Here is a 25,181-nt window from a genome sequence, read left to right as displayed (position 1 = left end):
CGCGCTCTTTAAACGCCATTAAGCCAAACCAATACGCTCCTCAACGTTGGTTGGGCGCACCAATTCAAGCAGTGAAGATAGCACGATATCGGGCTGGCTAAGCTCAACGGATTCACCATGGTTATAGCCATAAGGGAGCGCCAGCGTTGCAAACCCTGCGGCCTTGCCCGCATTGATATCATGGCGCGAATCCCCCACCATCAGGCATTCATGTGGAGAGAAACCGCCCGCTTCAGCGACGTGCAGAAGCGGTAGCGGCGATGGCTTCTTCTCTGCCAGAGTGTCTCCTCCAATACAGTGCGAAAACCAAGCATCCAGGCCAAAGTGCTCAAGAATCGGCGAGATAAAACGCTCAGGCTTATTGGTAACCAGCGCCAGTGTGAAACCGGCGCAGTAAAGTTCTTCAAGCGCTGCTTTCACGCCCGGATAGAGCTTGGTCAACGCATTAGGTGCGGCACCGTAATGCGTCATGAATGCCTGAAAGGCCCTTGCCTGAAGATTGGCTTCAGGCGACTGCTGTACGGCCCAGACCAGCGCTCGCTCAACCAGTACCGGCGCGCCATTACCAACCCAGTCACGCACCTGTGCTTCTTCAGGAACAGGCAGATTAAGCTCGCCCAGTGCTTTTTGCAGCGCTCTTGCCAGGTCGGGTACCGAGTCGACCAGCGTGCCATCCAGATCAAAGGCTATTAGCCGCTTCCCCTGTAATATGGCGTGCATTTACCTACTCCCTGAAACGCTGACGGATAAGAACGTTTTGCCATGACAACAGTCATGGTGCCAACGCCATTGTATGATGCATTCACTCAGTATCTTACTGTTCCAGTGGTGCTAATGCATTAGTCAGACGGGCGTGAAGCTTCTATGCTCAAGCAAGCTAAGCCAAGGAGAAACCAATGGGCATACCTCGAATTGTTATTGTAGGCGGCGGCGCGGGCGGCCTGGCGCTTGCTACCCGGTTAGGCCATACGCTGGGCAAACGCAAGCGCGCCGAGGTTGTTTTGCTGGACCGCAGCGCCACCCACGTATGGAAACCCTTGCTGCACGAGCTTGCCACCGGCATCTTGAACTCCACCATGGATGAGGTCGACTTTCGCGGCCACTCGAGTGCACATGGCTACCGCTACCAGCGAGGCTCTCTGGCCGGACTTGACCGCGACAACAAGACGCTCAACCTCGCTGCCATTCTGGATGAAGACGGCAAAGAGGTGCTGCCCGAGCGGACCCTCACCTACGATTACCTGGTGCTCTCACTGGGAAGCGTGTCGAACGATTTCGGCACGAAAGGCGTTGCCGAGCATTGCCATTTTATCGATTCGCCTTTACAGGCCAAGGCCTTTCAGCGCGACATGATCAACACCTTCCTACGCTATACCGACCCGACGCTCAGAGAGCACACGACCCTCAGTGTAGGTATCGTGGGCGCCGGCGCCACCGGCGTAGAGCTTGCCGCCGAGCTTCTGGATGTCACCCGTCTGCTCAATGCCTACGGCGTGACCGATGTCGACGACCATCAGATCAGCATTCACCTGATCGAAGCGGCACCGCGCATTCTGCCCGCGCTTTCCGAACGTATCAGCCAGACCGTTCACAAGGAGCTTGACAAGCTGGGGATCAACATTCACGTGGAAACCGCCATCGAAGAGGCCCAGGAGTACCAGTTGGTGACCAAGGATGGCGAGGTGATCGAAACCGATCTCAACGTCTGGGCCGCGGGTATCAAGGCGCCGGATTTTCTTGCCGACCTGGGGCTTTCGGTGAACAAGAAAAACCAGGTGTGCGTCGAGCAAACCATGCAAAGCGTGGACGATACGAGCATCTTCGCCATGGGTGATTGCGCGAGCTGCCCTCAGGAGGACGGATCGACGGTACCGCCGACGGCACAAGCGGTGCGCCAGCAGGCGGGCGTGCTGGCCGACAACATAGGCAAGGCACTGGAAGGCAAGCCGCTCAAGCCTTTCAAGTTTCGCAATAAAGGCTCACTGGTATCGCTTGCCCGTTACGATGCCGTCGGTAACCTGATGCGCAGCGGTGCCTCCCGGGGGCTTTTCCTGGAAGGCTGGCTTGCGCGCAACGCCTACGCTTCGCTCTACCGTATGCATCAGGTATCAATTCACGGCGTGCCCAAAACCGGGCTGACGTGGCTTGTGGATAAGCTTAACCGCTACCTCAAGCCACGCATGAAGCTGCACTAGGCTCTGTCTGAAAAGTGTCTTCGCTCGTCGACTTTCAGACAGAACCTAAAGCGCCCGGTCGCCAGGGTCAGGCCTTGGCCAGCGCCGCGCGCATCTTCTGAATAACGGAGTCGAAGTCGTGCGCATCGCTCTCCTGGCGGGCGTTGAAGATCGCCGAGCCGGCCACAAAGGTATCCGCGCCGGCAGCGGCGATCTCGGCAATGTTGTCCACCTTGACGCCCCCATCGATTTCCAGACGGATCGGCCTGTTTGAAGCATCGATCCGCGCGCGTGCCTCACGCAGCTTGTCCAGCGTACCTGGGATGAACGACTGACCGCCAAAACCGGGGTTGACGCTCATCAACAGCACCATGTCGATCTTGTCCATGACGTAGTCCAGATAAGAAAGCGGGGTCGCCGGATTGAAGACCAGCCCCGCCTTGCAGCCACCGTCACGAATCAGTTGAAGCGAGCGGTCGATATGCTCAGAGGCCTCAGGGTGAAACGTAATGTAGCTTGCTCCTGCCTCGATAAAATCGCTGATCATGCGATCCACCGGCTTGACCATTAAGTGCACATCAATGGGCGCGGTAACGCCATGATCGCGCAGCGCCTTGCATACCATGGGGCCAATGGTCAGATTGGGTACGTAGTGGTTATCCATGACGTCAAAGTGAACAATATCGGCCCCGGCGGCCAGCACGTTGTCCACCTCTTCGCCCAGGCGGGCGAAATTGGCTGACAGTATAGAAGGAGCAATTAAGTAATCTTGCGCAGCGCTCATGGCACACTCCTGATTAACCGTTATATGAGGGGGTAACCGGCTTGTGCGAAATACAAACCTAGTGATGCCCGTGTAAAAGCGGGCATTTTAACAGAGCGGGTTAAAAAAACAGGCGCTGTTTTATGGCGCTAAATCGTTAGGCGTCAAAACCCCGTCGCGCAGGGTAATCGATCAAGCGTCTTTGTACAGCGTTATTCCCAAAGAGAATATAAACCAATATTGTAATTCCATATTATCAGGTTTACTCTTATGCCCATTGCGACTTAGATCGCTAACCGCTATAAGGAACCTGTCATGACGTTACCTGCCTTTTTCCGCCACAGCGTGCTCGCCATTGCCCTCGGTGCCAGTATTGCCACGCCCGCCATGGCACAAGAGCGTGAGCTTTTGAACTCATCGTATGATATTGCCCGGGAGCTGTTCAGCGCGATCAACCCCGAGTTTGAAGCCTGGTGGCAACAAGAGCACGGCGAAGAAATCAGCGTTAACCAGTCGCATGGAGGATCCTCGGCGCAGGCCCGAGCTATCATGCAGGGCCTGCGTGCTGATGTAGTCACGTTTAACCAGGTTACCGATGTGCAGGTATTGGCCGATGCCGGCCTAGTCGCCGAAGGCTGGCAGCAAGCGCTTGAAAACAATGCCTCGCCCTACTACTCCACCACGGCGTTTCTGGTACGCAAAGACAATCCCAAGGGAATCGAAAGCTGGGACGACCTGGTGAAAGAAGATGTCAGCATGGTGTTCCCTAACCCCAAGACATCCGGCAACGGCCGCTATACCTACCTGGCTGCCTGGGGGTTTGCCGATAAGCAATTCGACGGCGATGAAGAGCAGATTCAGGACTTCATGCGCACTTTCCTGGGTAACGTATCGGTTTTTGATACGGGCGGCCGCGGTGCTACCACGAGCTTTATCGAACGCGGCATTGGCGATGTACTGATCAGTTTCGAATCCGAAGTCAACAATATTCGTAACGAGTACGGCAGCGATGACTATGAAGTTATCGTGCCGCCGATCAGCATTCTTGCCGAGTTCCCGGTAGCGGTGGTTGAACAGAATGCCGAGCGTAACGGCAATAGCGATCTGGCCCACAGCTATCTTGAGTTTTTATACCGTGAAGATACGCAGCGCCTGCTGGCCGGCTTCAACTATCGCGTTCACGATGAATCCGTGGTGGAAGAGTTTGCCGACCAGTTCCCCGAAACCGAACTGTTTAACGTAGAAGATGTGTTCGGCAGCTGGGATGAAGCGATGGAAACTCACTTCGCAGGTGGCGCACTTCTTGATCAACTGCAGCGTCGTTAATCGATCATCATGAATCAACGTGCACTACGATTAACCGGCAGCACGCGAGTGCTGCCGGGTTTCGGTCTTTCCATGGGTATCAGCGTGCTGTTTATTTCGCTGGTACTTTTACTGCCGATCACGGGGCTTTTCGGCCAGCTTGCAGACCTAAGCCTTGCACAGTACTGGGCGATCATTACCGAAGGCCGCGTGGTGGCAAGCTACATGGTCACAATCGGTGCGGCGGCAGTGGCAGCATTAATCAACGCCGTGTTTGGTCTGCTGCTCGCCTGGGTACTGGTGCGCTACGAATTTCCCGGCAAACGTCTGCTGGATGCCCTGATGGACCTGCCCTTTGCGCTCCCGACGGCCGTGGCCGGCATTACACTTGCCACCCTTTACGCCGGGAACGGCTGGATGGGCAAACTGCTTGAGCCGTTAGGCTTTCAGGTTGCCTATACCTGGGTGGGCATCGCCCTGGCCATGGCGTTTACCAGCATTCCGTTTGTGGTGCGCACTGTACAGCCGGTGCTTGAGGACCTGCCCGCCGAGGTGGATGAAGCCGCCATGTCACTGGGTGCTACTGACGCCGTCGCCTTTCGCCGAGTGATCATGCCCCACCTATGGCCAGCCTTGGTAACCGGTACCGGCCTTGCGTTCGTGCGCTCTCTGGGAGAGTTTGGCGCAATCATCTTTATCGCTGGCAACATGCCGTATGAAACCGAAATCACCGCGCTGATGATTTTCGTCAAGCTGCAGGAGTATGACTACGCGGGCGCCTCGGCAATTGCTTCCGTGGTGCTGTTTGTCTCGCTTGCATTACTACTGGCCATCAATATCTGGCAGGGCCGTTTTGTGCGCCGCCTGCATGGAGGTAAAGGCTAATGCGTCGAATTGGTGATGCGCCGGCCGTCAAGCGCTTGTTGATTGGCGCAGCCCTTGTCCTATCGGCGCTGTTTCTCCTGCTGCCGTTGGTAGCCATTTTTGCTCAAGCGTTTTCCCAAGGCGTGGCGGTTTTCTGGGCTAACGTCAGCAACTACTTCACCCTACACGCCATTGGTCTGACGCTCGGCGTGGCGCTTCTTACCATTCCCATCTGCCTGGTGTTTGGCGTGGCGCTGGCGTGGCTGGTAACCCGCTTCAGCTTTCCAGGCAGGCGTATCTTGCAAACGCTGATTGATATCCCGTTTGCCGTATCGCCGGTGGTGGCTGGGCTTATCTATTTATTGCTTTACGGGCGTAACGGCTGGATTGGCAGTTGGCTCGACGGTCACGATATTCAGTTGATGTTTGCCTGGCCGGGCATTTTAATGGTCACCGTATTTGTCACCTGCCCCTTTGTGGCGCGCGAGCTTATACCGCTAATGCAGGCCCAAGGTTCGCGTGAAGAAGAGGCGGCCGCTACGCTGGGCGCCCGCGGGTGGACAACGTTCTGGCGGATAACGCTACCCAACATTCGCTGGGCGCTACTCTATGGGGTGATTTTGACTAACGCCCGCGCCGTGGGTGAATTCGGCGCCGTATCGGTGGTCTCAGGGGCCATTCGCGGACAAACCAATACGCTACCTCTACATCTTGAACAGCTTTATCAGGATTACAACGCCGTTGGCGCCTTTGCCTGCGCCGCACTGTTGGCCTTGATCGCCCTGCTTACGCTTGCGGCCAAGGCAAGTCTTGAATGGCGCGCATCGCGTCGGGAGGCGCTCTTATGAGCATTCGCTTAGAGAACATCGCCAAGCATTTTGGCAATACGCAGGCCTTGGAGCCCGTGAACCTGGATATCTGTGAGGGCGAGCTTGTCGGCCTACTCGGGCCTTCCGGGTCCGGCAAGACCACGCTTTTACGTATTATTGCCGGCCTCGAAAGCGCTGACCGCACCTCTCAGCCCAGCAGGATCATGTTTGGCGAGCGCGATGTGACCCAGGTGCACGTACGTGATCGGCGCATCGGCTTTGTGTTCCAGCACTACGCGCTGTTTCGGCATATGAGCGTCTACGACAACGTCGCTTTTGGCCTGACCGTCATGCCTAAAAAAGAGCGTCCTTCAAACGGCGAGATCCGCGCCCGCGTGTTTCGCCTGCTTGAAATGGTCAAGCTTGAACATCTGGCCAAGCGCTACCCTGCCCAGCTTTCCGGTGGCCAGCAGCAGCGCGTCTCGCTGGCCCGTGCGCTGGCGGTAAAACCTGATGTGCTACTACTGGACGAGCCATTTGGCGCGCTCGATGCCAAAGTGCGTCAGGATTTGCGTCGCTGGCTTCGCCGCCTGCATAGCGAACTTAACTTTACCAGCGTATTTGTCACCCACGATCAGGAAGAGGCCCTGGAGCTTTCCGACCGGGTAGTGGTCATGAGTAACGGGCGCATTGAGCAGATCGACGCACCGGATACGCTCTATCACTCGCCCAAAAACCGCTTTGTGTTTGAATTTTTAGGCGATGTGAACCATTTGGAAGGCAGCGTCAATAACGGCGTTCTCACCTGCGGCGATGCCTATTTGCACGTTGATCTGTCTAACGGCCCTGAAGAGCTGCTACTGCGCCCGCATGAAGTGCGTCTGGCCGAGCAGGCAAGCGACACCTGCCACCTGCCCGTGGTCGTGACAGCCATTTCTCCGGTCGGCGCTGAAGTACGCGTTGAGCTAGAAGCCGACTGGCTGGCCAAGCCCTGGCTTGCCACCGTACGCCATGCAGATTTTGAGCGCTTGGCCATGAAACGCGGCCAGCGCCTCTTTGCCCATCCACGCCAGTGGCACCGGTTTGAAGAAGAGCCTCAAAACACAGCCCGTCAGACGCGCGCCGCCTAGGTTTGTCTCGGTATTAGAAGGTAAGCTACTGGCCTTTTAAGGATAACAACGGCATAGTTTGCGCAGCGAGTAGTTGAAACATTTGAAACAAACCGTTACAGCGGAGAAAAAACATGCTTCGGCGTCAGTTCTTACGTTTTTCAGGCGCGCTTTTAGCTGGCGCCTTGTTAGCAGGTTGTGCAAGCCCTCAATACCTTCAGCTCAGCCCGGAGCGCAGTGCCAACGTACCCCAAACCGGTTCAGGCCAGCAGGTAACCGTAGTTGCCGTGGATGCGCGGGAACACGAGGTCATTGGCACCCGTTCGGGTGGCAGCATGTCGACCGCACAGATCACCGTCAGCAGCCATGAGCTGATCCCCCGGCTTCAGGCAGAAGCCGAGCGCGCGGTGCGTGAAATGGGCTTTAACCCAACAACGGAGCAGGCGCAAGGCCGCCCCACGCTGACCCTGGAACTTGCCAGCCTGAACTACGGGCAAGGCGGCAGCGGCCAGCCCCTTGTGGATGAAGCACGTATTGAAGGCGTGTTCCGGGCGATTGCCAAAAACAAGGGCACGACCTACACCGGCACTTACACGTCAAGGCGTACCCAGGGCTATGCCGTCAAGCCTGGCGAAGATGCCAATACCCGCATGCTGAACGACCTGCTCAGCGATGGCTTGAACCGGGCATTCAGCGACCCGGAACTAGGCCGCCTGCTCGCCCGCTAATACGCTTATGCGGGTCACCGGCTAAACCAGTGGCCCGCGCCGCGTAAGCGACCATACCGATTCTGTCCGGCCCCGCTCATCGGGGCTACCCTCTTCAAGTAGCGTCACGCGAAAGTTGGCGGTAAACAACTGGTGTATTTCCGTGCCGAGTACGCTATAGGGCGGGCCTGCGCCATGGTCAGGATGCGCAAGGCTGACTAAAAGCCCCTTCGCCCCCGGCGGAATTAGTTGGGCCAGATGGAACGCATAGCGCTCACGCGTGGCGGGCGGCAAGGCAATCAGCGAGGCACGATCATAAAAGGCGCCTATCTCTGCCGCCTCCTGAATGTGCAGGTGAAAAAAATCTCCACACCAAAGCTCTACGCTACCCTGGCGCGAAATATCAAACCCAGCCTGGGTATAGCGTGATACCGACACTTTGCTCTGAGTGAGAAACTGTTCGATGGCTTCCGGCGCCAGCTCAACCCCCAGCACTGGATGACCGGCTTCTGCAAGCCAGCGCATATCCAGGCTTTTACCGCATAACGGCACCAGCACTTTGGTATCCGGCGCGATAGCCAGGTCCGACCAGTGCTTCGCCAGGGCGGGATGGGTATGCTGTAAGTGAAAACCAATACGGCCTTCTTGCCAGCGCTGTCGCCAGGAAGTACTCATGGGGCCACCCTTTTCTATTCTATGTGGCTAAACCAGTCTGTACGGTTTAGAACCAGCGATCACGCTTTTTACGCCGACGCGGCAAATGCGGCACAATAAGTCCGACCAGCAGGCCCGCGCCAGCCACGCCCCCGCCATACATAAAGTAGCGCATCAGCAGATCCTCTTCTTGAGTATCCAGCCGTGCCTGAAGAGCACGCACCTGCTGACGCGACTGTTCGGCTTCGTTATCAAGCTCGTTATTGCGCGTTTCAAGGTCAGCAATGCGCTGCTCGCGCAGCTCAAGCGTCTCAGTCATGGAAGAGGTACGCTGCTCCCAGGTATCGTTGATACCATCAAGCTCCTCGGTAAGCTCATCGACCTGGGCCTGCAGCTCAGGCAGCTGCTGACGGGCACTGGGCGTCTCCTGAAGCTCACTAGTCAGCACCCACACCGTATCGCCGCTTTGGCCCCGCACGCGCGAGTAATCGCCGCTTTCCTCGAGAACCTCAACCTGCTCCCCCGCGTTTAGGGTACCAATGATGCGGTAACCATCGGTGGGGCCGCTGCGTACATACGTGCTTAGCTCATCACTTACCCACGCCTGGCTGTCAGTTTGCGCGGTAGCCTGAACGCTGACCACGCTCAGCAATACACTGGCCGCGATATTAGAGAAACGAAATTTATCTGCTTGCATGACGTCATGTCCTGATTAAAAAAACGCTGCATGGCGGACGAAGCCACCAGCGTTTACAGCGCCGCGCCTGTCTTGGGCGCTTACCCTTCGCTACGCGGCGGTAGAGGAAAGGGACGAGGAAACTCAGCGACTCGGGCATCGCTCTTAACAGCCTTCAAAGGGCCTTCACGCTCCACTTCGTCAATGCGCACGATGGCATTTAATGGAAGGTAGCTGCGTTTGACGCCCTCGAAGGTTCTCTGCAACTTTTCAGTTGCAGGGTCCACGACCACCCGTGATGCATCGTCAAAGACAAACTCCTCGACTTCAATAAAGCCCCAGAGTTCGCTTTGAAATATCTCTCGAACGTATAAATCCCAAATTTCACCCTGTTGGTGAACCACCACCCGGTATATCGGTTTGGCCGCCATCTTGGCCTATCCCTCTTGCCACTTGAACGTAAAATTTTCCGGCCTAGCGTACCATAACCCGACCAGTCGAGCTTTAGCTGGCGTGCCTCAAAACGTTAATAAACACTAACTGATACGTTAATAGCTACTAATTAGCCGATATCCCAGGCATCGTGTAGTGTGAAGGGAGTGATCAGGTAATGCACTCACTCTACAGGAGTAACGGTTATGCAAAAGGATCCAAATAAAGGCTATATCGCACTGCTGGGCTGGAGCCTGAACGCCATCGAGGCAGCAGAAAAATTTGACCGGCGCTATATCGTGGTCGCGCCTGAATGGGCTGAAGAGTATTGCCAAAAGCATGAGATTCCTTACGTATCCTGGAACTTCGAACGCCTTAACGACCGCTCCCTGGAGATCGCTGAAACGCTTAAAGAAAAAGGCGTGAACGTGGCGATTCCATTATTTGAAGAAACGGTCGAATGGGCCGGCGCCATCAATTCCGTTTTGCTCGATAATCCGAGGCTCTATGGCCAGTCACTGTTGCTGCGTGACAAGGCCTTGATGAAGCGCCGTGCCCAGCTGGGCGGCATCCGGGTAGGCATCTTTGAAGAAGCCCACGACAAGGATGACGTCGTCCGCTTTCTGAAGCGAGTCAACCAGACGTTGCTCAAACTGGACGGTGACCCCAACGACCCGATCCATCTCAAGGCCTTCGACAAGGCCGGATGCCTTGGTCACCGCGTGATCCGCACCCCGGACGAAATCGACGCTATCCCCGATGAAGAATTTCCGGTGCTGATGGAATCACACCTGGACGGCTGGGAATTTGCCGTTGAAGCTTGGATTCATGATGGCAAGATCGCCTTTTTGAATATTTCCGAATACGTCACACTCGGTTACTCGGTTTTTGTCCCCGCTTCTCCCGAGCTTGAAAGGTACCGTGAGCAGATCACGACCCAGATCGAAAAACTCATCAAGGCATTCGATATTGAATTCGGCCTGATTCATCCGGAATACTTTGTGACCAGCGACGGCGAAATGTATTTCGGCGAGGTGGCCTATCGTCCGCCCGGCTTCAAAGTCTTTGAATTGCTTGAGCGCGTTTACGGCTTCAATGCCTACCAGGCCTCCATGCTAGTCTTTGATCCCAGAAGCACGCCCGAGGAAGTGGCAGCCTTTTTCCCCAAAGAGGTAGTCGATGCCGACGGCTTTGCGGGCTGCTTTGGCGTATATCCACGCCGCCGGGTGGTCAGTCGCCTGGAAATTCCTGAAGAAACCGAAGATCATCCGTATTTTGAGTCGCATGAGCTAACGCCTCCGCTGGAAGAGACGGTTACCAAGCGCACCGCCTTTGGCACGCACTGGGGCCTCATTTATTTCAAAGGCGATGATGCCCACACCCTGCGCGACCTTCTCAAGCACCAGGAAGATCTCGACTTCTATGTATAATGGCGGCTTTTTTCGGGCCAAGGAGCCATTGTGACGCTTCCCACCACGTCGCTTTCAGGCGACGCAGGCAAGCTTGACGAGCTGCTCAGAAAATTTGATGAAGCCCTTGAGCTGCTGAACCAGGCACCCGCTTTTTCAAAGGCCGCCAAACTGCCTCGCATACTGGACACGGCCCGCCGCGTTTTACTGCAACGCGGCGGCTGTAGCGCGCTTGAAGCGCGTGCATCGGCGATTGAAAGCGCGGGCGTTTTTGCAGGCTCTGACTGGGAAACACCTCAATACCTGCTACCCGCTTTGACCTCTTTTTCGCTGAAAAGCGCCGATGCGAATGCGGTGGTGATTGAGGCGTTGAGCGAGCTGCGCCTGTTAGCGGTTGCCATGGGCCGCTATCCGCACGCGCTGCTTTCTCAACAAGATGCACGCCACTACCTCACTCAGGTGATGGCTATCAATCTTGGCCTACTGTTTGGTGCGCCAAGTGAAGCCGAGCGGGAAACCCAGGGGCGACTTGCCATCATCCCCCGCTCCCTGTTCAGCCATCTGGCTGAGCGCATTGGCTATGAGCACGTTATTGATCAGCTGATAGATGAAATCTGGCGTATCTTGAAACAGCGGCCCATCCAGGTAGACGCTATCAAGCAGATGATTACCCAGATTGCGCTGTGCCAGGCCAACCCAGAAATCGACCTAGGCGCCAGCGGCCAGGGCGCTGATCGGCTGGTAAGTTCGCTCTATGGGCCTACCCAGGCCTGTCGCGAAGATCCAGGCGTGGATATTTACCGTGAACGCCTTGGCCGCATGGATACCACGGCCCTACAGGCTGAAGCCATGGGCTTTGCCCGCGCCATGCATGATACTGGGCTGGTGTCGCCCTATCACACGGTACTGATGCGCTACCTGGTGGATGAAAGCGACTACCTGCTGACCGAGGCCATGGGCCTTTCATCGACCGGGCGAGACTGCCTACTCTGCTACCGGGAGCTGGTGCATGCCTTGATTCGGGGCGGCATCTATCCAGCTACCGCCCAGGCAGTTTATGGGCTGTCCTTGTTGCTAGAGCGGGGCATTCTTTATCAGCCCCCTGTCGCACCTGCCATGTGGCGCCAGCTCAATCTGCCGCTTTCTGACTGGACCCAGGCCCGGCTGAATCTGGCTTACGATGAAACGGCAACGCCCCGGGCCCGGTTGATTGAAGGTGTGCTGTGCATGCTCGGGCTGCCGCTTGGGGTTGGCCAAGGCAACAACCCTACCTGCCAATCGGCCAGGGCGCTCTCTATGTGGGCGTATAACGACCCTGACTATCTGCTGCAAATGGTCGCATGGGCGGCGCGCGATGACGAAATCATCATGCACTTTGAAGGCCAGCCTATCTCCTCCAATGAAAGCCAGTCAGGCGTGGCCTCTGAACTGCCCATGGACCTTGATCCTGTCTCGCTGATTGTGGTACCTCACCTGGACCGGATTTATGCAGAAATGGGCAGACGCTGTATTGGTCGTGAAGGCGACCCGCATAGATGGGTGAATCCAGAATTCCACGGCTGGTGGTCAGGGCGCGGTTTTTGCATCAATGTGGATGTGGCGACAGGGCAGCTAAGTGACATCGACGCGTTTATACGCCACTTTTATGCTTGTTATCATCCCTACTACAATGGCAACCAGCCGCTGATTCACCCGCAGCCAGCGGGCATTGCGATTACCGACAGTGCCGCTCGTTTTATTGGTTGGCATGCCATTACGATACTGCGTGCATCGCTTGACCCTTCAGATGTCATGCGCCTGTATTTTTATAATCCCAACAACGACAGCGGGCAGGATTGGGGCGGTGGCGTGATTGTCAGCACTGCCGGTAACGGCGAGCGCTTTGGAGAGGCCTCACTGCCTTTCGATCAGTTTACGTCGAGGCTATATATCTATCACTTTGATCCTCTGGAACACGGGGAGCTTGCGACAGTAACCGAACACGAGCTGGATAGCGTCAAGCAGTATCTCTATCGCAGCTGGGGAGCGTCACGCGTGCCAAACACCGAACTTCAGGCCGAAAACGATACCCACTTGTCATTTAACAAGGTATAACCGCGCGTTTAACTAATCCATGTCTTCTATGCTACGACTTGATCAACTACTGGTCAGCCAAGGGCTGGCCAATTCGCGCACCCGTGCCCAACGTCTTATTCGCCATGGCCGGGTTCGGCTGGCATCACCTTCACGCGTGCTCACCAAGCCTTCTGAAAAGTGGCCAATCGATACCCACTTCGAGGTCGAGGATGATCCGGAGGAGCGCTACGTTTCCCGAGCCGGCCTGAAGCTTGAAGGCGTATTGAAGGTGTTAGGCAGGCGGCTGGAAGGAAAGGTCGTATTGGATGTGGGACAATCCACTGGAGGATTTACCGATTGCGCGCTGCACTTCGGCGCCCGCCACGTGATCGGCGTTGAAGTCGGCCATGGGCAACTCGCCGAAGCATTGCGCCAGGACCCTAGGGTTACCTGCCTAGAAGGCCTTAACGCCCGCCACATGCGCATGGCTGCCCCGCTACACGAGGCAATCGCCGCCTACCCGGTCGATATGGCAGTGATGGACGTATCGTTTATTTCCCAAACCCTGATCCTGCCGGAAATTGCCGCGCTGCTGCCCGCGGGTGGCGAGCTAATCTCGCTGGTAAAACCGCAGTTTGAACTGACCCCCGGCGCGCTGGATAAGCGGGGCGTGGTTCGCAAGCCCGCTTACTTCAAGGAGGTTGAAGATAAAATCCGGGCCGCATGTGATACCTGCGGGCTGGCAATACATCATTGGCAGGAAAGCCCGATCACCGGAGGAGACGGTAACCGGGAGTTTCTACTACACGCGCTTAAACTCGTTTAACTCAAAGTAGGTGGCGGTAGTTTTTTGACAGACTGTACCTTGGCAGCGTCTCCTTGGTCACGGTGCAGCCATACATCCACCTGCTCGAACGCAACGCGCACTCCCGCCTCGCGGAAAAGCTCATCCACCCGGCAGTTGACTTCATCGGCAGCAAACAGACGATCCACCAGGTCATTTACAAAGATACGCAGCTCAAAATTGAGGCTGTGGTTCCCATAGCTCAGGCAGAACACCTGCGGCTCGGGATCTGTCAGCACCCGTTCGTTTTCATCTGCGGCCTGGCGTAAAAGCGTATGCACTTTGGCCAGGTCAGAACCATGGGCAACGCCGTAGGTCAGCACCACCCGGGTAATATTATCCGATAGCGACCAGTTGATAAGCTGGTCGGTCACAAAGGTCTTGTTAGGGATAATAATCTCTTTGCGGTCAAAGTCCGTGACCGTCGTGGCGCGTATCCGAATACGGCTCACGGTGCCGTGCAAATTACCCAGCGTAATGGTGTCACCAATACGGATGGGCCGTTCAAATAGAATGATCAAGCCTGAAATAAAGTTGGCAAAAATTTCCTGCAAGCCAAAGCCCAGCCCCACACTAAGCGCGGCCACCAGCCACTGCAGCTTGTCCCAGGAAACCCCCAGTGTTGCCAGTGCCATCACCACACCCGTTCCCACAATGGCATAGGAGAGCAGCGAACTGATGGCGTAAGCGCTGCCCTGCTTGAGAGCCAGGCGTGAAAGCACCATCACTTCCAGAAGCCCCGGCAGGTTGCCCGCCATGATAATGGTAATGGCCACGATCAGGAGCGCAGCAAACACATCGGAAATCGACAGCGCATTGCCAACCAGATCCCCCTCTTCGGCATCCCACAGCGAAACGTGATCCAGATATCCAAGCACCGATAGAAGGTCGGACCATACCAGGTATAAAAGCGCACTAAAGCCGATCAACAAAATCAGCTTGGAAAGGCGTAGCGACTGAGAGTTGATTTTTTCCATATCCAGCGGCGGCTCTTCCACCACCTCAAGCCCCCCTTCAGCCCCTTCCTGTACCTGGGCACGGCGGCGGGCAAGCGCACGCCGGTAGGCTAGGCGCCGGGCAGCAACAGCCAAGCTGCGCACCACCGTTGCCTCAACCACAATCCATAGCCCCAGCAAATAAAGCGTGATCGCAAAACGGCCGACCAGACGTAGGGCGGTATATTCGTACCCCCACACGATAAGTCCCAGAAACACCAGCGGCACCGATGCCATGGCAAGCCCCAGCATCAAGCGAAACAGACGCACGCCAAAGAACGGGATATGTGACAAGATCAGCTTCGCAAGCCACCAGCTCATGGTCAGAAGCCCGGCGGTAATTAGCCCCAGGGCAACCGGACGCTGGGCCAGCGGCGTCTCCATCTGGCCTGACATCGCGGCAATCGCCACTACCGGCAGCAGGGCAATTCCCAGCCCGCGTAGCAACGCACGCAGCTGCGCATTGTAATTGACCGACCAGGTAAAGTGACGCTCGGCCACACCATCGGGCACCAGCAGGCGGCGCCCCCAGGCCACCACAGCCCAGCTGAGTGACAGTTGAAGCATCGCAGGGGCGACGCTATCGGCAAGCGCTCCTTGCGCCGCTCTCAGCCCAACACCGATACCCGCCAGGGCGAGTGGGCCGGGTATCGCAAGCAGCGCATTCAGCAGCACGGCCTTCGGGGTATGAAGTTGGGTGTCGCTTTTCAGCCGGCCGATCTGTGAATGAATAGCGGCCAGACGCGCTTTGATACGTGGTCGCAAGCCTAACAACAGCAGGCTAACGAGTATCAGCGGAGCGCCGCTTAGTACTCGCCAGGAAAACCCCTCCCAGTGATTCGGCAAAATAGCCCGCCACTCGCCCTCTCGCCACTCCTGACGTGTGTTACTGGGCAGCTGGCGTAGCCAGTTAATATCCAGCGGGCGGCTATTGGCAACCCAGAACAGCTGCTCGTCTATAGTGGTACGCAATTCACGCGTGGTGGTTAAGAGCTGCTGCTGGTTAAGCTGTAATTCAATAGCAGCGCTCAAAAGACCACCGTAGGATTGCTCCAGCTGTTCAACCAGCTCGCGGCGGGATTGATAAAGCCTGGAAAGCGAGCTGACCAAACCTGGCGTTACCTCAAGACCGGCTTCCTCCAGACGCTGGGTGGCCAGACGTTCTCCCTGGCGCAGCTGATCGCGCTGGCGAATCAAGTCAAACTGCTTCAAGCGCAAATCAGCGATTTCATCCTGTAAATCCCGGCGCGGCATAATTGAGGGCAGCGACTGGCGCTGTTCGCGTAAAATACGCGACAGCAGCTGGCTGCCGCGAATGGCGTCAATCTGCTCATTCAAACTGCGCTGCAGCTGACGCACATGATCCAGCTGGCGCTGCGCTTCGATATTTTCACGCACAATACTATTGGCACGGTCCGTGGCGCGAAGCAGCTCCAAACTGAGCTCTTGGTTAATCTGCTGGGCGCGTAATACTACCGGATGGCCTTCGGCAATCAGCGGATCATCCCTGGCTGCATCGGCAATGGCTTGCTCTGATCGCAGGCGTCGTTGCCGATCAATCGCGCCTTGCAGCAGGTTCAAACGCTGCTCCTGCTGGTCAATTTGCAGTGACAGCAAATCGCGACGCTGCTGGGCGAGCTCGCGCAGCCGACTATTGGCGCCAAGCTCTCGCTGGTTAAAGGCAACTTCACGCTCCGCCAGAGCACGCTCCAGGCGAACCTGGATGAGCTGGGCATCGTTCGTCGCGGAGAGCTGCCGGTCTGACAATAGCGCTTCACGCTCGTCGTGCTGACGGCGCAAGGTTTCCACGCGCTGAAGCCCATCGGAAATTGCCTGCTGGGCACGCTCGGGTAGCGTTTGCGCCGCCAGCAGTTGGGAATTTACTTCAGCCAACTGGCTTTGTAGCTGCTGAAGAGTAATGACTGCGTTGCTCTGCTGATTTTCCAGCTCATCCAGTGGCGTATCGGTTAAGCTATTGATGGATAGTTGTTGATTATTATCTTCAAGCTCGTTGAGTTCGCGTTCCAGCAGAATCAGCTGTTCGGGCGCTTGCTCAACACGCTGGTTAAGCGCATCCAGGCGCTCATTAATTGCCTCCAGACGTTCATAGGTTTGCAGAGCAGCGGTTAAGGCGTTTTTATCCCGGCTCTGTTGGGCGGTAAGCTCCCCTTCTGGCGCTTCCAGCTCCGTCAGGCGAGTAGTAAGCTCTTCCTGGGAGGGCACTTGATCAACATCAACGGCTGCCTCAACATAAGTGATGCAACAAACGACTAACAGACAAAGCGTATAAAGCCCCTTTACTACCCAACCACCGGTGAATCTAACCACGTTGGATGCGCCCCTCAACAGACACCAAGAAACCCGCCGATACGGAAATAGCCGCCATTGTCAGGTGTTATATTGATAAGCGCAATGAACAGAAGTTGACTTACACGCACAGCGTGTATAGAAACAACGCTGATAATCGTTTCCCCTTATTTTGCGAGCCACCTTGATGGTTACCCGAAAACTGCTGTGTGTAAGTTTGATGACCCTGCTAAGCGCTGAAGCATTGAGTAACACTGCTCTGGCCGATTCAAAAGACGAGATTGAGGCGCGTATTCGCGAGCTTGATAGCGAGCTCTATCAACTTCGCCAACAGCTGCATGACGCTGAAACGTCGGATAATATTTCGTCAGAAAGCGTGCCGTTTGACATGCAACCGGAAACGCTTGCACGTGAAGACCTTAATGAACGCCGGCAGTTGGAGCAGGAATCCACTCGCAACCCGTTTTCGATTACCACCCATCGCACTAACTATCTTTTCCCTGTCAGTTATAACTCCAGGCAGAATGAAGAAAACTTCAAAAATATCACCACCGATTCATCGCCCGGCAGTAACGAAGTCAAGTTTCAGTTAAGCGTCAAGGTGAACCTGGCCGAAGATATTTTTGGCGAAGTGGGTGACGTTTATTTCGGCTACACCCAACGTAGCTGGTGGCAGGCATATAATACCGATGCCTCGTCCCCCTTTCGGGAAACCAACTATGAGCCCGAAATCTTTATCGATTTCGATAACGCCTGGAGTGCGTTGGGCTGGGTAAATACGCGTAATCGTGTTTCTTTCAATCACCAGTCCAACGGGCGTTCTGACCCGCTCTCGCGCAGTTGGAACCGTGTTTATCTGGAAAGTATTTTCCAGCGCGGCGATTGGGCGCTGACACTGGCCCCGCACTGGCGTGTTCCGGAGTCTGATAATGATGATGACAACCCGGATATTGATCGCTATATGGGCTATGGCGACATTCGACTTGCCAAGCGGCTTAACAATAACCATGAAATAAGCGCCCAGTGGCGCGGCAACCCAAGTGCGGACCACCACGGCGTGCAGCTTGATTACAGCTGGCCTACCTTTGGCAACTTGCGTGCCCACATGCAGTACTATTATGGGTACGGGGAAAGCATGATTGACTATGACAACAGCGTGCACCGTCTGAGTATCGGTTTTAGTTTAAACCCATTATTCAGTGCCACGGGCTTGAACCGCTAAGGCAATGGAACCAATCGTAAAATCGCCTTGTCTATCAGTTGTTGGCTGCTATGCTGATATAGGTTAAACATTCATTCGTCCAAGGAAGACACAATGGCTAAACGTCAATTCGGTAGCGACTCCCGTGCAGATCAGCTCAAAGAAGATCTACGTCACCTGAGCGACACGGTTGAAGAACTGGTAAATGCGACCTCCAAGGATGCCAGTGGCGAAATGAGCGATCTTCGCGCCCGCGCTGAAAGCCGCTTGAAAAAAGCCCGTGCTCAGTTGGAAGCCCGTGGCGAGCGCCTTTATGATGACACCCGCGAAACCATTTCTGATCAGGTTGAATGCTGTGACCGCTACGTGCGCGAGAATCCCTGGTCAAGCATCGGCATCGGTACTGCCGTTGGTGTACTGGTAGGTATGCTGCTCGGTCGCCGCTAATGTCTTTGGGTCCAACCCAACGCGTATTTTCCGCCGCCAAACGCCTGCTGAAATCACTGGTTGCTAACAGTGAAACCCGCCTGCGTTTGGCGGTTTTGGAACTTGAGGAAGAGCGCGCACGTCTTTTGACCCTGATACTCCTGGCAGGTGCCAGCCTACTGCTTTTATTGCTGGGGGTTGCCACTCTGACTGCCTTGGTAGTAGTCATTTTCTGGGACTCTTACCGGCTATTGGCAATCGGCGCAAGTGCAGGTGTACTGATTGGGGCAAGTCTACTCTTGGCGGTTATAGCAGCTCATCAGGCCAGGCGACATACGCTGTTAAAAGAAACGCTTAAACAGCTCGCAGCTGACCGCGCTCTGCTTGAGGTGAGAGACGATGACGAAACAAATCGACAAGAGCGCTGAGCCATTAAGTCGCGCCGAACGTAAAGCGGCTCTATTGGCTCAATTAGAGCAGCAGCGCATTGATATATTAGTTTGTAGCGACTATTTGCAACGCTCAACCTCCCCGCTCGATCAAAACTGGCGCAGTATCAAGCTACCGCTTTATGCGGCCGGCGGCTTGCTTGCGTACAAGTTTGTACGCCGCCCGGGGGGCATTATGGCAGCGGCTCGTAAAGGGCTGGCAGGCTACATGATGTTTCGCAAATTCAAGCTACTGACTAAAATCGCGACCTGAGTTTGCTAGGCTGCCTACTGCAGCCTAGGCGCTGGCTGAAAAGTCGGCGAGCGAAGTCAGAACAAGGCAAAAATCGGCGAAGAAACGGAGTTTACAGATTGTAAATGAATATTCTGATCGGACTCGCGCTCGAGCCGGTTTTTAACGCCGTGATGTCGAGCGCAGGCACTTTTCAGGCAGGGCCCTAGCAGGCCTGACCACAGGCTACACCACTCGCCCACGCCCACTGGAAGTTATACCCGCCCAGTTCGCCCGTCACATCCAGCACTTCGCCAATAAACCGCAGCTGAGGTACATCCTTCACCTCAAAGGTTTTCGACGAAATCATTTCCGTACTAACGCCCCCCATCGTGACTTCTGCCGTGCGCCACCCTTCCGTTCCCGCTGGTTTGAGCTGCCACTGATTTAGCCGGCAGGCCCATTGATCCAGCTCGTCATTACTGTATTGAGCCAGCGGTTTGCTTACGTGGGTATCGGGATACCACTCAAGCAGCGCCTGTGCAAAACGTTTGGGGAAACGCTCGCCCAGCCACGTTGATACTTGGCGTTTAGGAGTGGTCTCACGCGCGTAGCGCAATGAATCGGCGGCATTCTCAGAGGGTAATAAATCAATCTCGATGGTGCTGCCTGGCTGCCATACACTGGATATCTGCAGCACGGAAGGCCCTGACAAGCCTCGATGGGTAAACAGCATGGGTTCAACAAAGCGCCTTTCTCCACTACTCACTGCCACTGGCAAGCTAACACCCGACAGCTCTGCGCACCTCGCTTTCCATGCATCACTCAAGGTGAAAGGCACAAGCCCCGGCCGGGTTGGCAGCACTTCCAGGCCAAACTGGCGAGCAAGCTCATAGCCAAACCCGGTAGCGCCCATGGTCGGGATTGATAAACCGCCACTGGCGACCACAACCACACCGGCATCCACCCTACCCAATGATGTAGCCAGACGAATGCCTTCACCGTGTCGTTCAACGCGGGTAATCTGCGTTTGAAGTCTGATTTCCACACCGGCCCATTCACACTCGGTTTGCAGAACGCGAAGTATCTCTTTGGCTGATGTGGCACAGAACAGCTGCCCTGGCGCCTTTTCCACATACTCCACACCGTGCCGATCAACCAGTTCGACAAAATGTTCAGGGCGATAGCGCTTGAGGGCCGAAATACAAAAATAGGGGTTTTCAGAGTAAAAGTGCTGAGGTGTCGTTCCAAGGTTGGTAAAGTTACACCGGCCCCCGCCCGACATGAGTATTTTTTTACCGGCTTTATTGGCATGATCAAGCACCAGCACACGCCGACCAGCGTATCCTGCCTGTGCTGCGCACATTAAACCTGCAGCACCAGCGCCAATAACCACGACATCATAAACCATAAAAAAATAGCTCTTTGACAGATAAAAGAACGCGTATTTTAACAGCTCAAGGTAGGGATGAAATTTTCTTCGTGCTTAATTACGCAATATAAAAAATATTCACCGAGCCCACTATAGAGAAGCCGATGCACGTGCATGTCCGACAGTATCTAAGCGTTCTAGCCATTCTCCTTCTTTCCGGCCCCGCCCTTGGGCAAGCGCTACCTTCCGTTATCGGTAGCCGCGCCGAGATGGCCACCTGGTCCGACCCGCTGGAGGCGCTTGGCACATTGCATGCCGATGAAAGCGTAACGCTTTCAGCCACAGTGACCGACATCGTCGCGGAGATTAACTTTCAGGACGGCCAACAGGTAGAGCAAGGGCAGCTACTGGTACGCCTAGAGGACGCAGAAGAGCAGGCTCAGCTACGCTCGGCCCAGGCGATCAGTGACGAACGGCGCAACGCGCTTGGCCGTACCACGCAACTTCAGGAGCGTAATCTGGCACCCCGCGCCGATGTTGAAGACTTTCAAGCCCAGCTGCGCCAGGCCCAGGCGAATATCCATGCACTGGAGGCGCGCCTGGCCAATTACCAGATCAAGGCGCCCTTCAGTGGTCGCGTGGGTTTTCGTAACATCAGCACAGGAACGTTAGTGACGCCGGGCATGGCGCTGGTCACGCTTGATAAGCTTGATGTGATGAAACTCGACTTTAGCGTGCCGGAAAGTTTTCTCGGACGCCTTTCCACCGGGCTCTCGCTGATCGCCACCACAGCGGCCTACCCCGATGAGGTATTCAGCGGGCAAATTGCCAGCATTGGTACTCGAATTGACCCGGTATCAAGAAGCGTTGATATACGTGCCGAGCTTGAAAACCCCGACCTGCGGCTTCGCCCTGGCATGCTGATGGAAGTAATCGTACAGCAGCGGGTTCGGGATGCCGTGATACTGCCCGAAGCCGCCCTGGAGCCCAGCGGCGACCAGCACTATGTCATGCTGATCAACCAGGACAGCGACACCGCGCGCCTGGAAAGAAAAGCGGTGGTGATCGGCGAGCGCCGCTATGGCGATGTCGAGATTCTGGAAGGCGTGGCGGCAGGCGACTTGGTGGTCGTGCATGGCTTACAGCTTGCCAGAGATGGTCTGGAAGTACGCGTGCTGGGCATAGCGGATGACGAGACAGGCATTCGTGCTTTGCTGGAGGCAGACCGCTGATGCGCCTATCGGATATCTCCGTTCAGCGGCCCGTGCTTGCCATGGTGATTGCCGCACTGATTATCGCTTTTGGCCTGCTAGCCCTTGATCGGCTTCCGCTACAGGAGTATCCCACCGTGGACCCTCCTATTGTCAGCATTGATACCCGCTACCCAGGTGCTGCTGCCAACGTGGTTGAAACGCGGATTACCCAGGTGCTCGAAGACAGGATTGCAGGCGTTGAAGGTATCGAGCTGATTACCTCACAAAGTGAGGACGGCCGTTCACGCATTGAAATCGAATTCAGCATTGATATGGATATCAACGCGGCTGCCAATGATATTCGTGACCGCATCTCGGGCGCCTTGCGTAACCTGCCGGACGACGCCGATACCCCGGAAGTCACCAAGGCAGATAGCAGCGAAGAGATCGTTGTCTGGCTAAGCCTGTCAGGCGCCGATTATTCGATCACCGAACTGACCGATTATGCCAACCGCTTTCTGGTCGATAGCCTTTCCGTTCAGCCGGGTGTGGCTCGGGTTCGGGTAGGCGGCGGGCGCGACTACGCCATGCGCGTCTGGTTAAACCGCAATGCCCTTGCCGCACGCGGCTTGACCGTTGGCGATATCGAAGATGCGCTACGCGCTGAGAACGTCGAGTTACCGGCAGGCTCTCTCGAATCGGAAGACCGCCAGTTTATTGTTCGCCTGCCGCGCAGCTTCGCCACTGCCGATGACTTCAAGCGTCTGGCGCTTAGCCAAAGCGAAAACGGCTACCTGGTACGCTTGGCTGATGTGGCGAGAGTCGAAGTCGGCTCGGTAGAAGACCGCTCCGTATTCCGAGCCAACGGTATACCCATGGTGGGCCTTGGCATGATCATGCAGTCAACCGCCAATATTATTGAGCTTTCCGAGGCGGTTCAGGGTGAGCTTGCCCGCCTTCAAACCACCCTGCCCGACGGCATGACCCTTAGCCTGAATTACGACGCTTCAGTATTTGTATCCGGCGCCATTGATCAGGTCGTGATGACGTTATTTATCGCCATGTGTCTGGTCGTGGTGGTGATCTTTCTGTTTCTGGGCAACCTGCGCACTACCTTGATACCTGCCGTTACCGTGCCTATTGCGGTCATTGGCGCATTCACCGCGCTTGCCGTGATGAACTTCTCCATCAACCTGCTGACCCTGCTGGCCCTGGTACTGGCCATCGGCCTGATTGTCGATGATGCCATCGTGGTACTGGAAAACATTAATCGCCGCATGCACGACTATGGCGAGACACCGCTGGTCGCTGCCTTTCGCGGCACCCGTCAAATCGCCTTTGCGGTGATTGCCACCACGCTGGTACTGGTCGCGGTCTTTGTGCCGTTAAGCATGTTACAAGGCGATATTGGACGGCTTTTTTCCGAGTTTGCCCTGACCATGGCCGCCGCCGTGGTTTTCTCGACCCTGCTGGCGCTCACACTCACCCCCATGATGGCCTCCAAGATTCTCAAGCCAGGCATGCACGACAGCCGCATTGGCAAAGGCGTGCAACGGCTTCTCGATGCCACCCAACAACGTTATCAGCGCTTGCTGGAATGGTTGCTGGATAATCGCTGGCTGGTGGTCGGACTATTTTTCCTGCTGATGGCCATGACGGCCTGGATGGCTACTCAGCTACCCAATGAGTACACGCCGCAGGAAGACCGGGGCAATTTCATTGTGCTGGTGAACGGCCCCGAAGGCGCCACCTTTGATTACATGATGGACTACATGGATGAAATTGAAGCACGCCTGACGCCGTTTATCGAAGCCGGTGAATTTGAGCGGGTCGTGGTTCGTGCGCCGCGTGGGTTTGGCAATATCGAAAACTTCAACAGCGGTTTTATCATCATCAACATGGCTGATTGGGGAAGCCGTCGCAGCGCCTGGGAAATTATGGAGGACGTGCGCACACAGTTAAGAGCGCTACCTGGCGTTCAGGCGTTTCCGGTCATGCGCCAGGGGTTTGGGCAGCGCACGCAAAAACCCGTGCAGTTTGTGCTGGGCGGCGGCACCTATGAGGAAATTGCCCGCTGGCGCGACATACTCATCGACCATGTCCGAGAAGATAACCCACGTCTGGCCGCGCTGGAAAGCAACTACAATGAAACGCAGCCGCAGCTTCGTGTGGATATCAACTATGAACGTGCCGCGGCTCTTGGCGTGACGGTAACGGAAATCGGTCGCACGCTGGAAGTGCTGCTGGGTGGGCGTAATGTTACCCGCTATGTAGACGATGGCGAAGAGTATGATGTGATCGTAGAGGGCGATCGTGCCCGCCAGAACAGCCCCCGCGCGTTGGATAACATTCAGGTGCGTTCGGCTCGCTCCGGCGCTCTGATTCCCCTGGCAAGCCTGGTGACGCTTTCCGATTTTGCTGGCGCCAGTACGCTTAACCGTTTTGATCGCATTCGGGCGATTACCATTGAGGCCAATCTGGCCGATGGCTATCCGCTGGGCGAGGCGCTTGCCTACCTTGAAGATGCCGCCGAACGCCTACTCCCCGAGGAGGCGCAAACCAATGTGGCCGGCCCCTCGCGGGATTTCCAGCAGGCCAGCGGCGCGACGACGTTCCTGCTGGTACTCGGCGCCGTGGTGGTATTTCTGGTGCTGGCCGCGCAGTTTGAGAGCCTCATTCACCCGTTGGTCATCATGCTTACAGTACCGCTCGCCATGAGCGGTGCCCTGCTTGCCCTGCTGTTAAGCGGCCAGTCGCTCAATATCTATAGCCAGGTAGGTCTGGTGCTGCTCATCGGTCTGGCCGCCAAGAACGGCATCCTGATAGTGGAGTTCGCCAATCAGCTTCGGGATGAGGGAAAAGCTTTTCGCACCGCACTGATCGAGGCCTCGGTTACACGCCTGCGGCCTATTCTGATGACTGCGATCACGACCATGGCAGGCGCCATACCGCTGATCTTCTCAAGCGGCCCAGGTGCTGAATCGCGCCTGGTCATTGGCACGGTCATCATGGCGGGCGTCGGCGCAGCGACGCTGTTCACTCTGTTGGTGGTGCCCGTGGCCTATGACCTTCTGGCACGCCATACCGGCTCGCCGGGGGCAGTAAAACGCCAGCTTGAAGCAGAGATTGCAAGCGCCCCCGCAGATAATCACATGTATGACCATCCGGGGCATTAATTGACTGTCAACCAAAAAGGGCACCTCTATAGAGGTGCCCTTTTGGCTAG

The 25,181-nt window shown here is 56.0% G+C and carries 22 protein-coding genes; 15 read left to right on the top strand and 7 right to left on the bottom strand.

Going from position 1 to position 25,181, the window contains the following annotated elements:
- Window positions 1–18: 18 nt before the first annotated feature.
- Window positions 19–720, bottom strand: a complete 702-nt coding sequence (locus tag ELY25_RS14260) for a phosphoglycolate phosphatase (protein WP_126951937.1) — start codon at window positions 718–720, stop codon at window positions 19–21.
- Between the two features lie 176 nt (window positions 721–896).
- Between ELY25_RS14260 and ELY25_RS14255 the strand changes: the two genes are divergently transcribed.
- Entirely contained in the window at window positions 897–2,195 is a 1,299-nt protein-coding gene (locus tag ELY25_RS14255; protein WP_126951936.1) for an NAD(P)/FAD-dependent oxidoreductase, read from the top strand.
- Between the two features lie 67 nt (window positions 2,196–2,262).
- On the opposite strand, the gene rpe is transcribed toward ELY25_RS14255, so the two are convergent.
- On the bottom strand, window positions 2,263–2,958 hold the full coding sequence (gene rpe, locus ELY25_RS14250) for a ribulose-phosphate 3-epimerase (RefSeq protein ID WP_126951935.1): 696 nt from the start codon (window positions 2,956–2,958) through the stop codon (window positions 2,263–2,265).
- A 294-nt stretch (window positions 2,959–3,252) separates the two neighbouring features.
- Between rpe and cysP the strand changes: the two genes are divergently transcribed.
- The 5 genes from cysP to ELY25_RS14230 all read left to right on the top strand — a co-directional run bounded on the left by cysP (window position 3,253) and on the right by ELY25_RS14230 (window position 7,752).
- On the top strand, window positions 3,253–4,263 hold the full coding sequence (gene cysP / locus ELY25_RS17830) for a thiosulfate ABC transporter substrate-binding protein CysP (protein ID WP_126982129.1): 1,011 nt from the start codon (window positions 3,253–3,255) through the stop codon (window positions 4,261–4,263).
- A gap of 9 nt (window positions 4,264–4,272) precedes the next feature.
- On the top strand, window positions 4,273–5,127 hold the full coding sequence (gene cysT / locus ELY25_RS17825; RefSeq protein WP_126982130.1) for a sulfate ABC transporter permease subunit CysT: 855 nt from the start codon (window positions 4,273–4,275) through the stop codon (window positions 5,125–5,127).
- On the top strand, window positions 5,127–5,954 hold the full coding sequence (gene cysW, locus ELY25_RS14240; protein ID WP_126951934.1) for a sulfate ABC transporter permease subunit CysW: 828 nt from the start codon (window positions 5,127–5,129) through the stop codon (window positions 5,952–5,954). Before cysT ends, cysW begins: the two co-directional genes overlap by 1 nt.
- A complete protein-coding gene (locus ELY25_RS14235; protein ID WP_126951933.1) occupies window positions 5,951–7,045 on the top strand; it encodes a sulfate/molybdate ABC transporter ATP-binding protein in 1,095 nt (364 codons plus the stop codon). Before cysW ends, ELY25_RS14235 begins: the two co-directional genes overlap by 4 nt.
- Before the next feature lie 113 nt (window positions 7,046–7,158).
- Window positions 7,159–7,752, top strand: coding sequence for a YajG family lipoprotein (locus tag ELY25_RS14230; protein WP_126951932.1), 594 nt, complete (start codon window positions 7,159–7,161; stop codon window positions 7,750–7,752).
- A gap of 21 nt (window positions 7,753–7,773) precedes the next feature.
- Here ELY25_RS14230 and ELY25_RS14225 read toward each other — a convergent pair whose 3' ends face one another.
- The 3 genes from ELY25_RS14225 to ELY25_RS14215 all read right to left on the bottom strand — a co-directional run bounded on the left by ELY25_RS14225 (window position 7,774) and on the right by ELY25_RS14215 (window position 9,492).
- Complete coding sequence (locus ELY25_RS14225; protein ID WP_126951931.1) at window positions 7,774–8,406, bottom strand: thiopurine S-methyltransferase; 633 nt, start codon at window positions 8,404–8,406, stop codon at window positions 7,774–7,776.
- Window positions 8,407–8,452: 46 nt separating this feature from the next.
- Entirely contained in the window at window positions 8,453–9,082 is a 630-nt protein-coding gene (locus ELY25_RS14220; protein WP_126951930.1) for a TIGR04211 family SH3 domain-containing protein, read from the bottom strand.
- A gap of 80 nt (window positions 9,083–9,162) precedes the next feature.
- Window positions 9,163–9,492 (bottom strand): DUF1820 family protein, encoded by a 330-nt coding sequence (locus ELY25_RS14215; RefSeq protein ID WP_018916745.1) that lies wholly within the window; start codon window positions 9,490–9,492, stop codon window positions 9,163–9,165.
- Between the two features lie 207 nt (window positions 9,493–9,699).
- Between ELY25_RS14215 and ELY25_RS14210 the strand changes: the two genes are divergently transcribed.
- Genes ELY25_RS14210 through ELY25_RS14200 form a run of 3 tightly spaced genes read left to right on the top strand, consistent with a single transcriptional unit; the run spans window position 9,700 to window position 13,783 of the window.
- On the top strand, window positions 9,700–10,923 hold the full coding sequence (locus tag ELY25_RS14210; RefSeq protein ID WP_126951929.1) for an ATP-grasp domain-containing protein: 1,224 nt from the start codon (window positions 9,700–9,702) through the stop codon (window positions 10,921–10,923).
- 30 nt (window positions 10,924–10,953) lie between these two features.
- Window positions 10,954–12,996, top strand: coding sequence for a hypothetical protein (locus ELY25_RS14205; RefSeq protein WP_126951928.1), 2,043 nt, complete (start codon window positions 10,954–10,956; stop codon window positions 12,994–12,996).
- A 28-nt stretch (window positions 12,997–13,024) separates the two neighbouring features.
- The gene (locus tag ELY25_RS14200) at window positions 13,025–13,783 is read left to right on the top strand and encodes a TlyA family RNA methyltransferase (RefSeq protein ID WP_126951998.1); all 759 of its coding nucleotides are present in this window, start codon (window positions 13,025–13,027) and stop codon (window positions 13,781–13,783) included.
- Here the strand turns inward: ELY25_RS14200 and mscK are convergent.
- Window positions 13,780–17,073: a mechanosensitive channel MscK gene (gene mscK, locus ELY25_RS14195; RefSeq protein ID WP_126951997.1), complete on the bottom strand. Its 3,294-nt coding sequence runs from the start codon at window positions 17,071–17,073 to the stop codon at window positions 13,780–13,782. The two genes, ELY25_RS14200 and mscK, sit on opposite strands and share 4 nt — an antisense overlap.
- Before the next feature lie 217 nt (window positions 17,074–17,290).
- Here mscK and ELY25_RS14190 point away from each other — a divergent pair, with 217 nt between their 5' ends.
- The 4 genes from ELY25_RS14190 to ELY25_RS14175 all read left to right on the top strand — a co-directional run bounded on the left by ELY25_RS14190 (window position 17,291) and on the right by ELY25_RS14175 (window position 19,432).
- Window positions 17,291–18,325 (top strand): phospholipase A, encoded by a 1,035-nt coding sequence (locus ELY25_RS14190; RefSeq protein WP_126951927.1) that lies wholly within the window; start codon window positions 17,291–17,293, stop codon window positions 18,323–18,325.
- A gap of 93 nt (window positions 18,326–18,418) precedes the next feature.
- Complete coding sequence (locus ELY25_RS14185; protein ID WP_126951926.1) at window positions 18,419–18,751, top strand: ElaB/YgaM/YqjD family protein; 333 nt, start codon at window positions 18,419–18,421, stop codon at window positions 18,749–18,751.
- A complete protein-coding gene (locus ELY25_RS14180; RefSeq protein ID WP_126951925.1) occupies window positions 18,751–19,158 on the top strand; it encodes a phage holin family protein in 408 nt (135 codons plus the stop codon). The genes ELY25_RS14185 and ELY25_RS14180 overlap by 1 nt, the downstream gene beginning before the upstream one ends.
- On the top strand, window positions 19,130–19,432 hold the full coding sequence (locus ELY25_RS14175) for a YqjK family protein (RefSeq protein WP_126951924.1): 303 nt from the start codon (window positions 19,130–19,132) through the stop codon (window positions 19,430–19,432). The genes ELY25_RS14180 and ELY25_RS14175 overlap by 29 nt, the downstream gene beginning before the upstream one ends.
- A gap of 184 nt (window positions 19,433–19,616) precedes the next feature.
- Here ELY25_RS14175 and ELY25_RS14170 read toward each other — a convergent pair whose 3' ends face one another.
- The gene (locus ELY25_RS14170) at window positions 19,617–20,801 is read right to left on the bottom strand and encodes a BaiN/RdsA family NAD(P)/FAD-dependent oxidoreductase (RefSeq protein ID WP_126951923.1); all 1,185 of its coding nucleotides are present in this window, start codon (window positions 20,799–20,801) and stop codon (window positions 19,617–19,619) included.
- Between the two features lie 125 nt (window positions 20,802–20,926).
- Here ELY25_RS14170 and ELY25_RS14165 point away from each other — a divergent pair, with 125 nt between their 5' ends.
- Together ELY25_RS14165 and ELY25_RS14160 are read left to right on the top strand one after the other, a co-directional pair.
- A complete protein-coding gene (locus ELY25_RS14165) occupies window positions 20,927–21,994 on the top strand; it encodes an efflux RND transporter periplasmic adaptor subunit (RefSeq protein ID WP_126951922.1) in 1,068 nt (355 codons plus the stop codon).
- Window positions 21,994–25,131, top strand: a complete 3,138-nt coding sequence (locus ELY25_RS14160; RefSeq protein ID WP_126951921.1) for an efflux RND transporter permease subunit — start codon at window positions 21,994–21,996, stop codon at window positions 25,129–25,131. The genes ELY25_RS14165 and ELY25_RS14160 overlap by 1 nt, the downstream gene beginning before the upstream one ends.
- Window positions 25,132–25,181 lie beyond the last annotated feature (50 nt).

The organism is Vreelandella populi (assembly GCF_003989825.1).
Lineage (GTDB): Bacteria > Pseudomonadota > Gammaproteobacteria > Pseudomonadales > Halomonadaceae > Vreelandella > Vreelandella populi.
The sequence above is the reverse complement of the archived record's forward strand: the minus strand, read 5'-3'. Positions and strand labels throughout refer to the sequence as shown.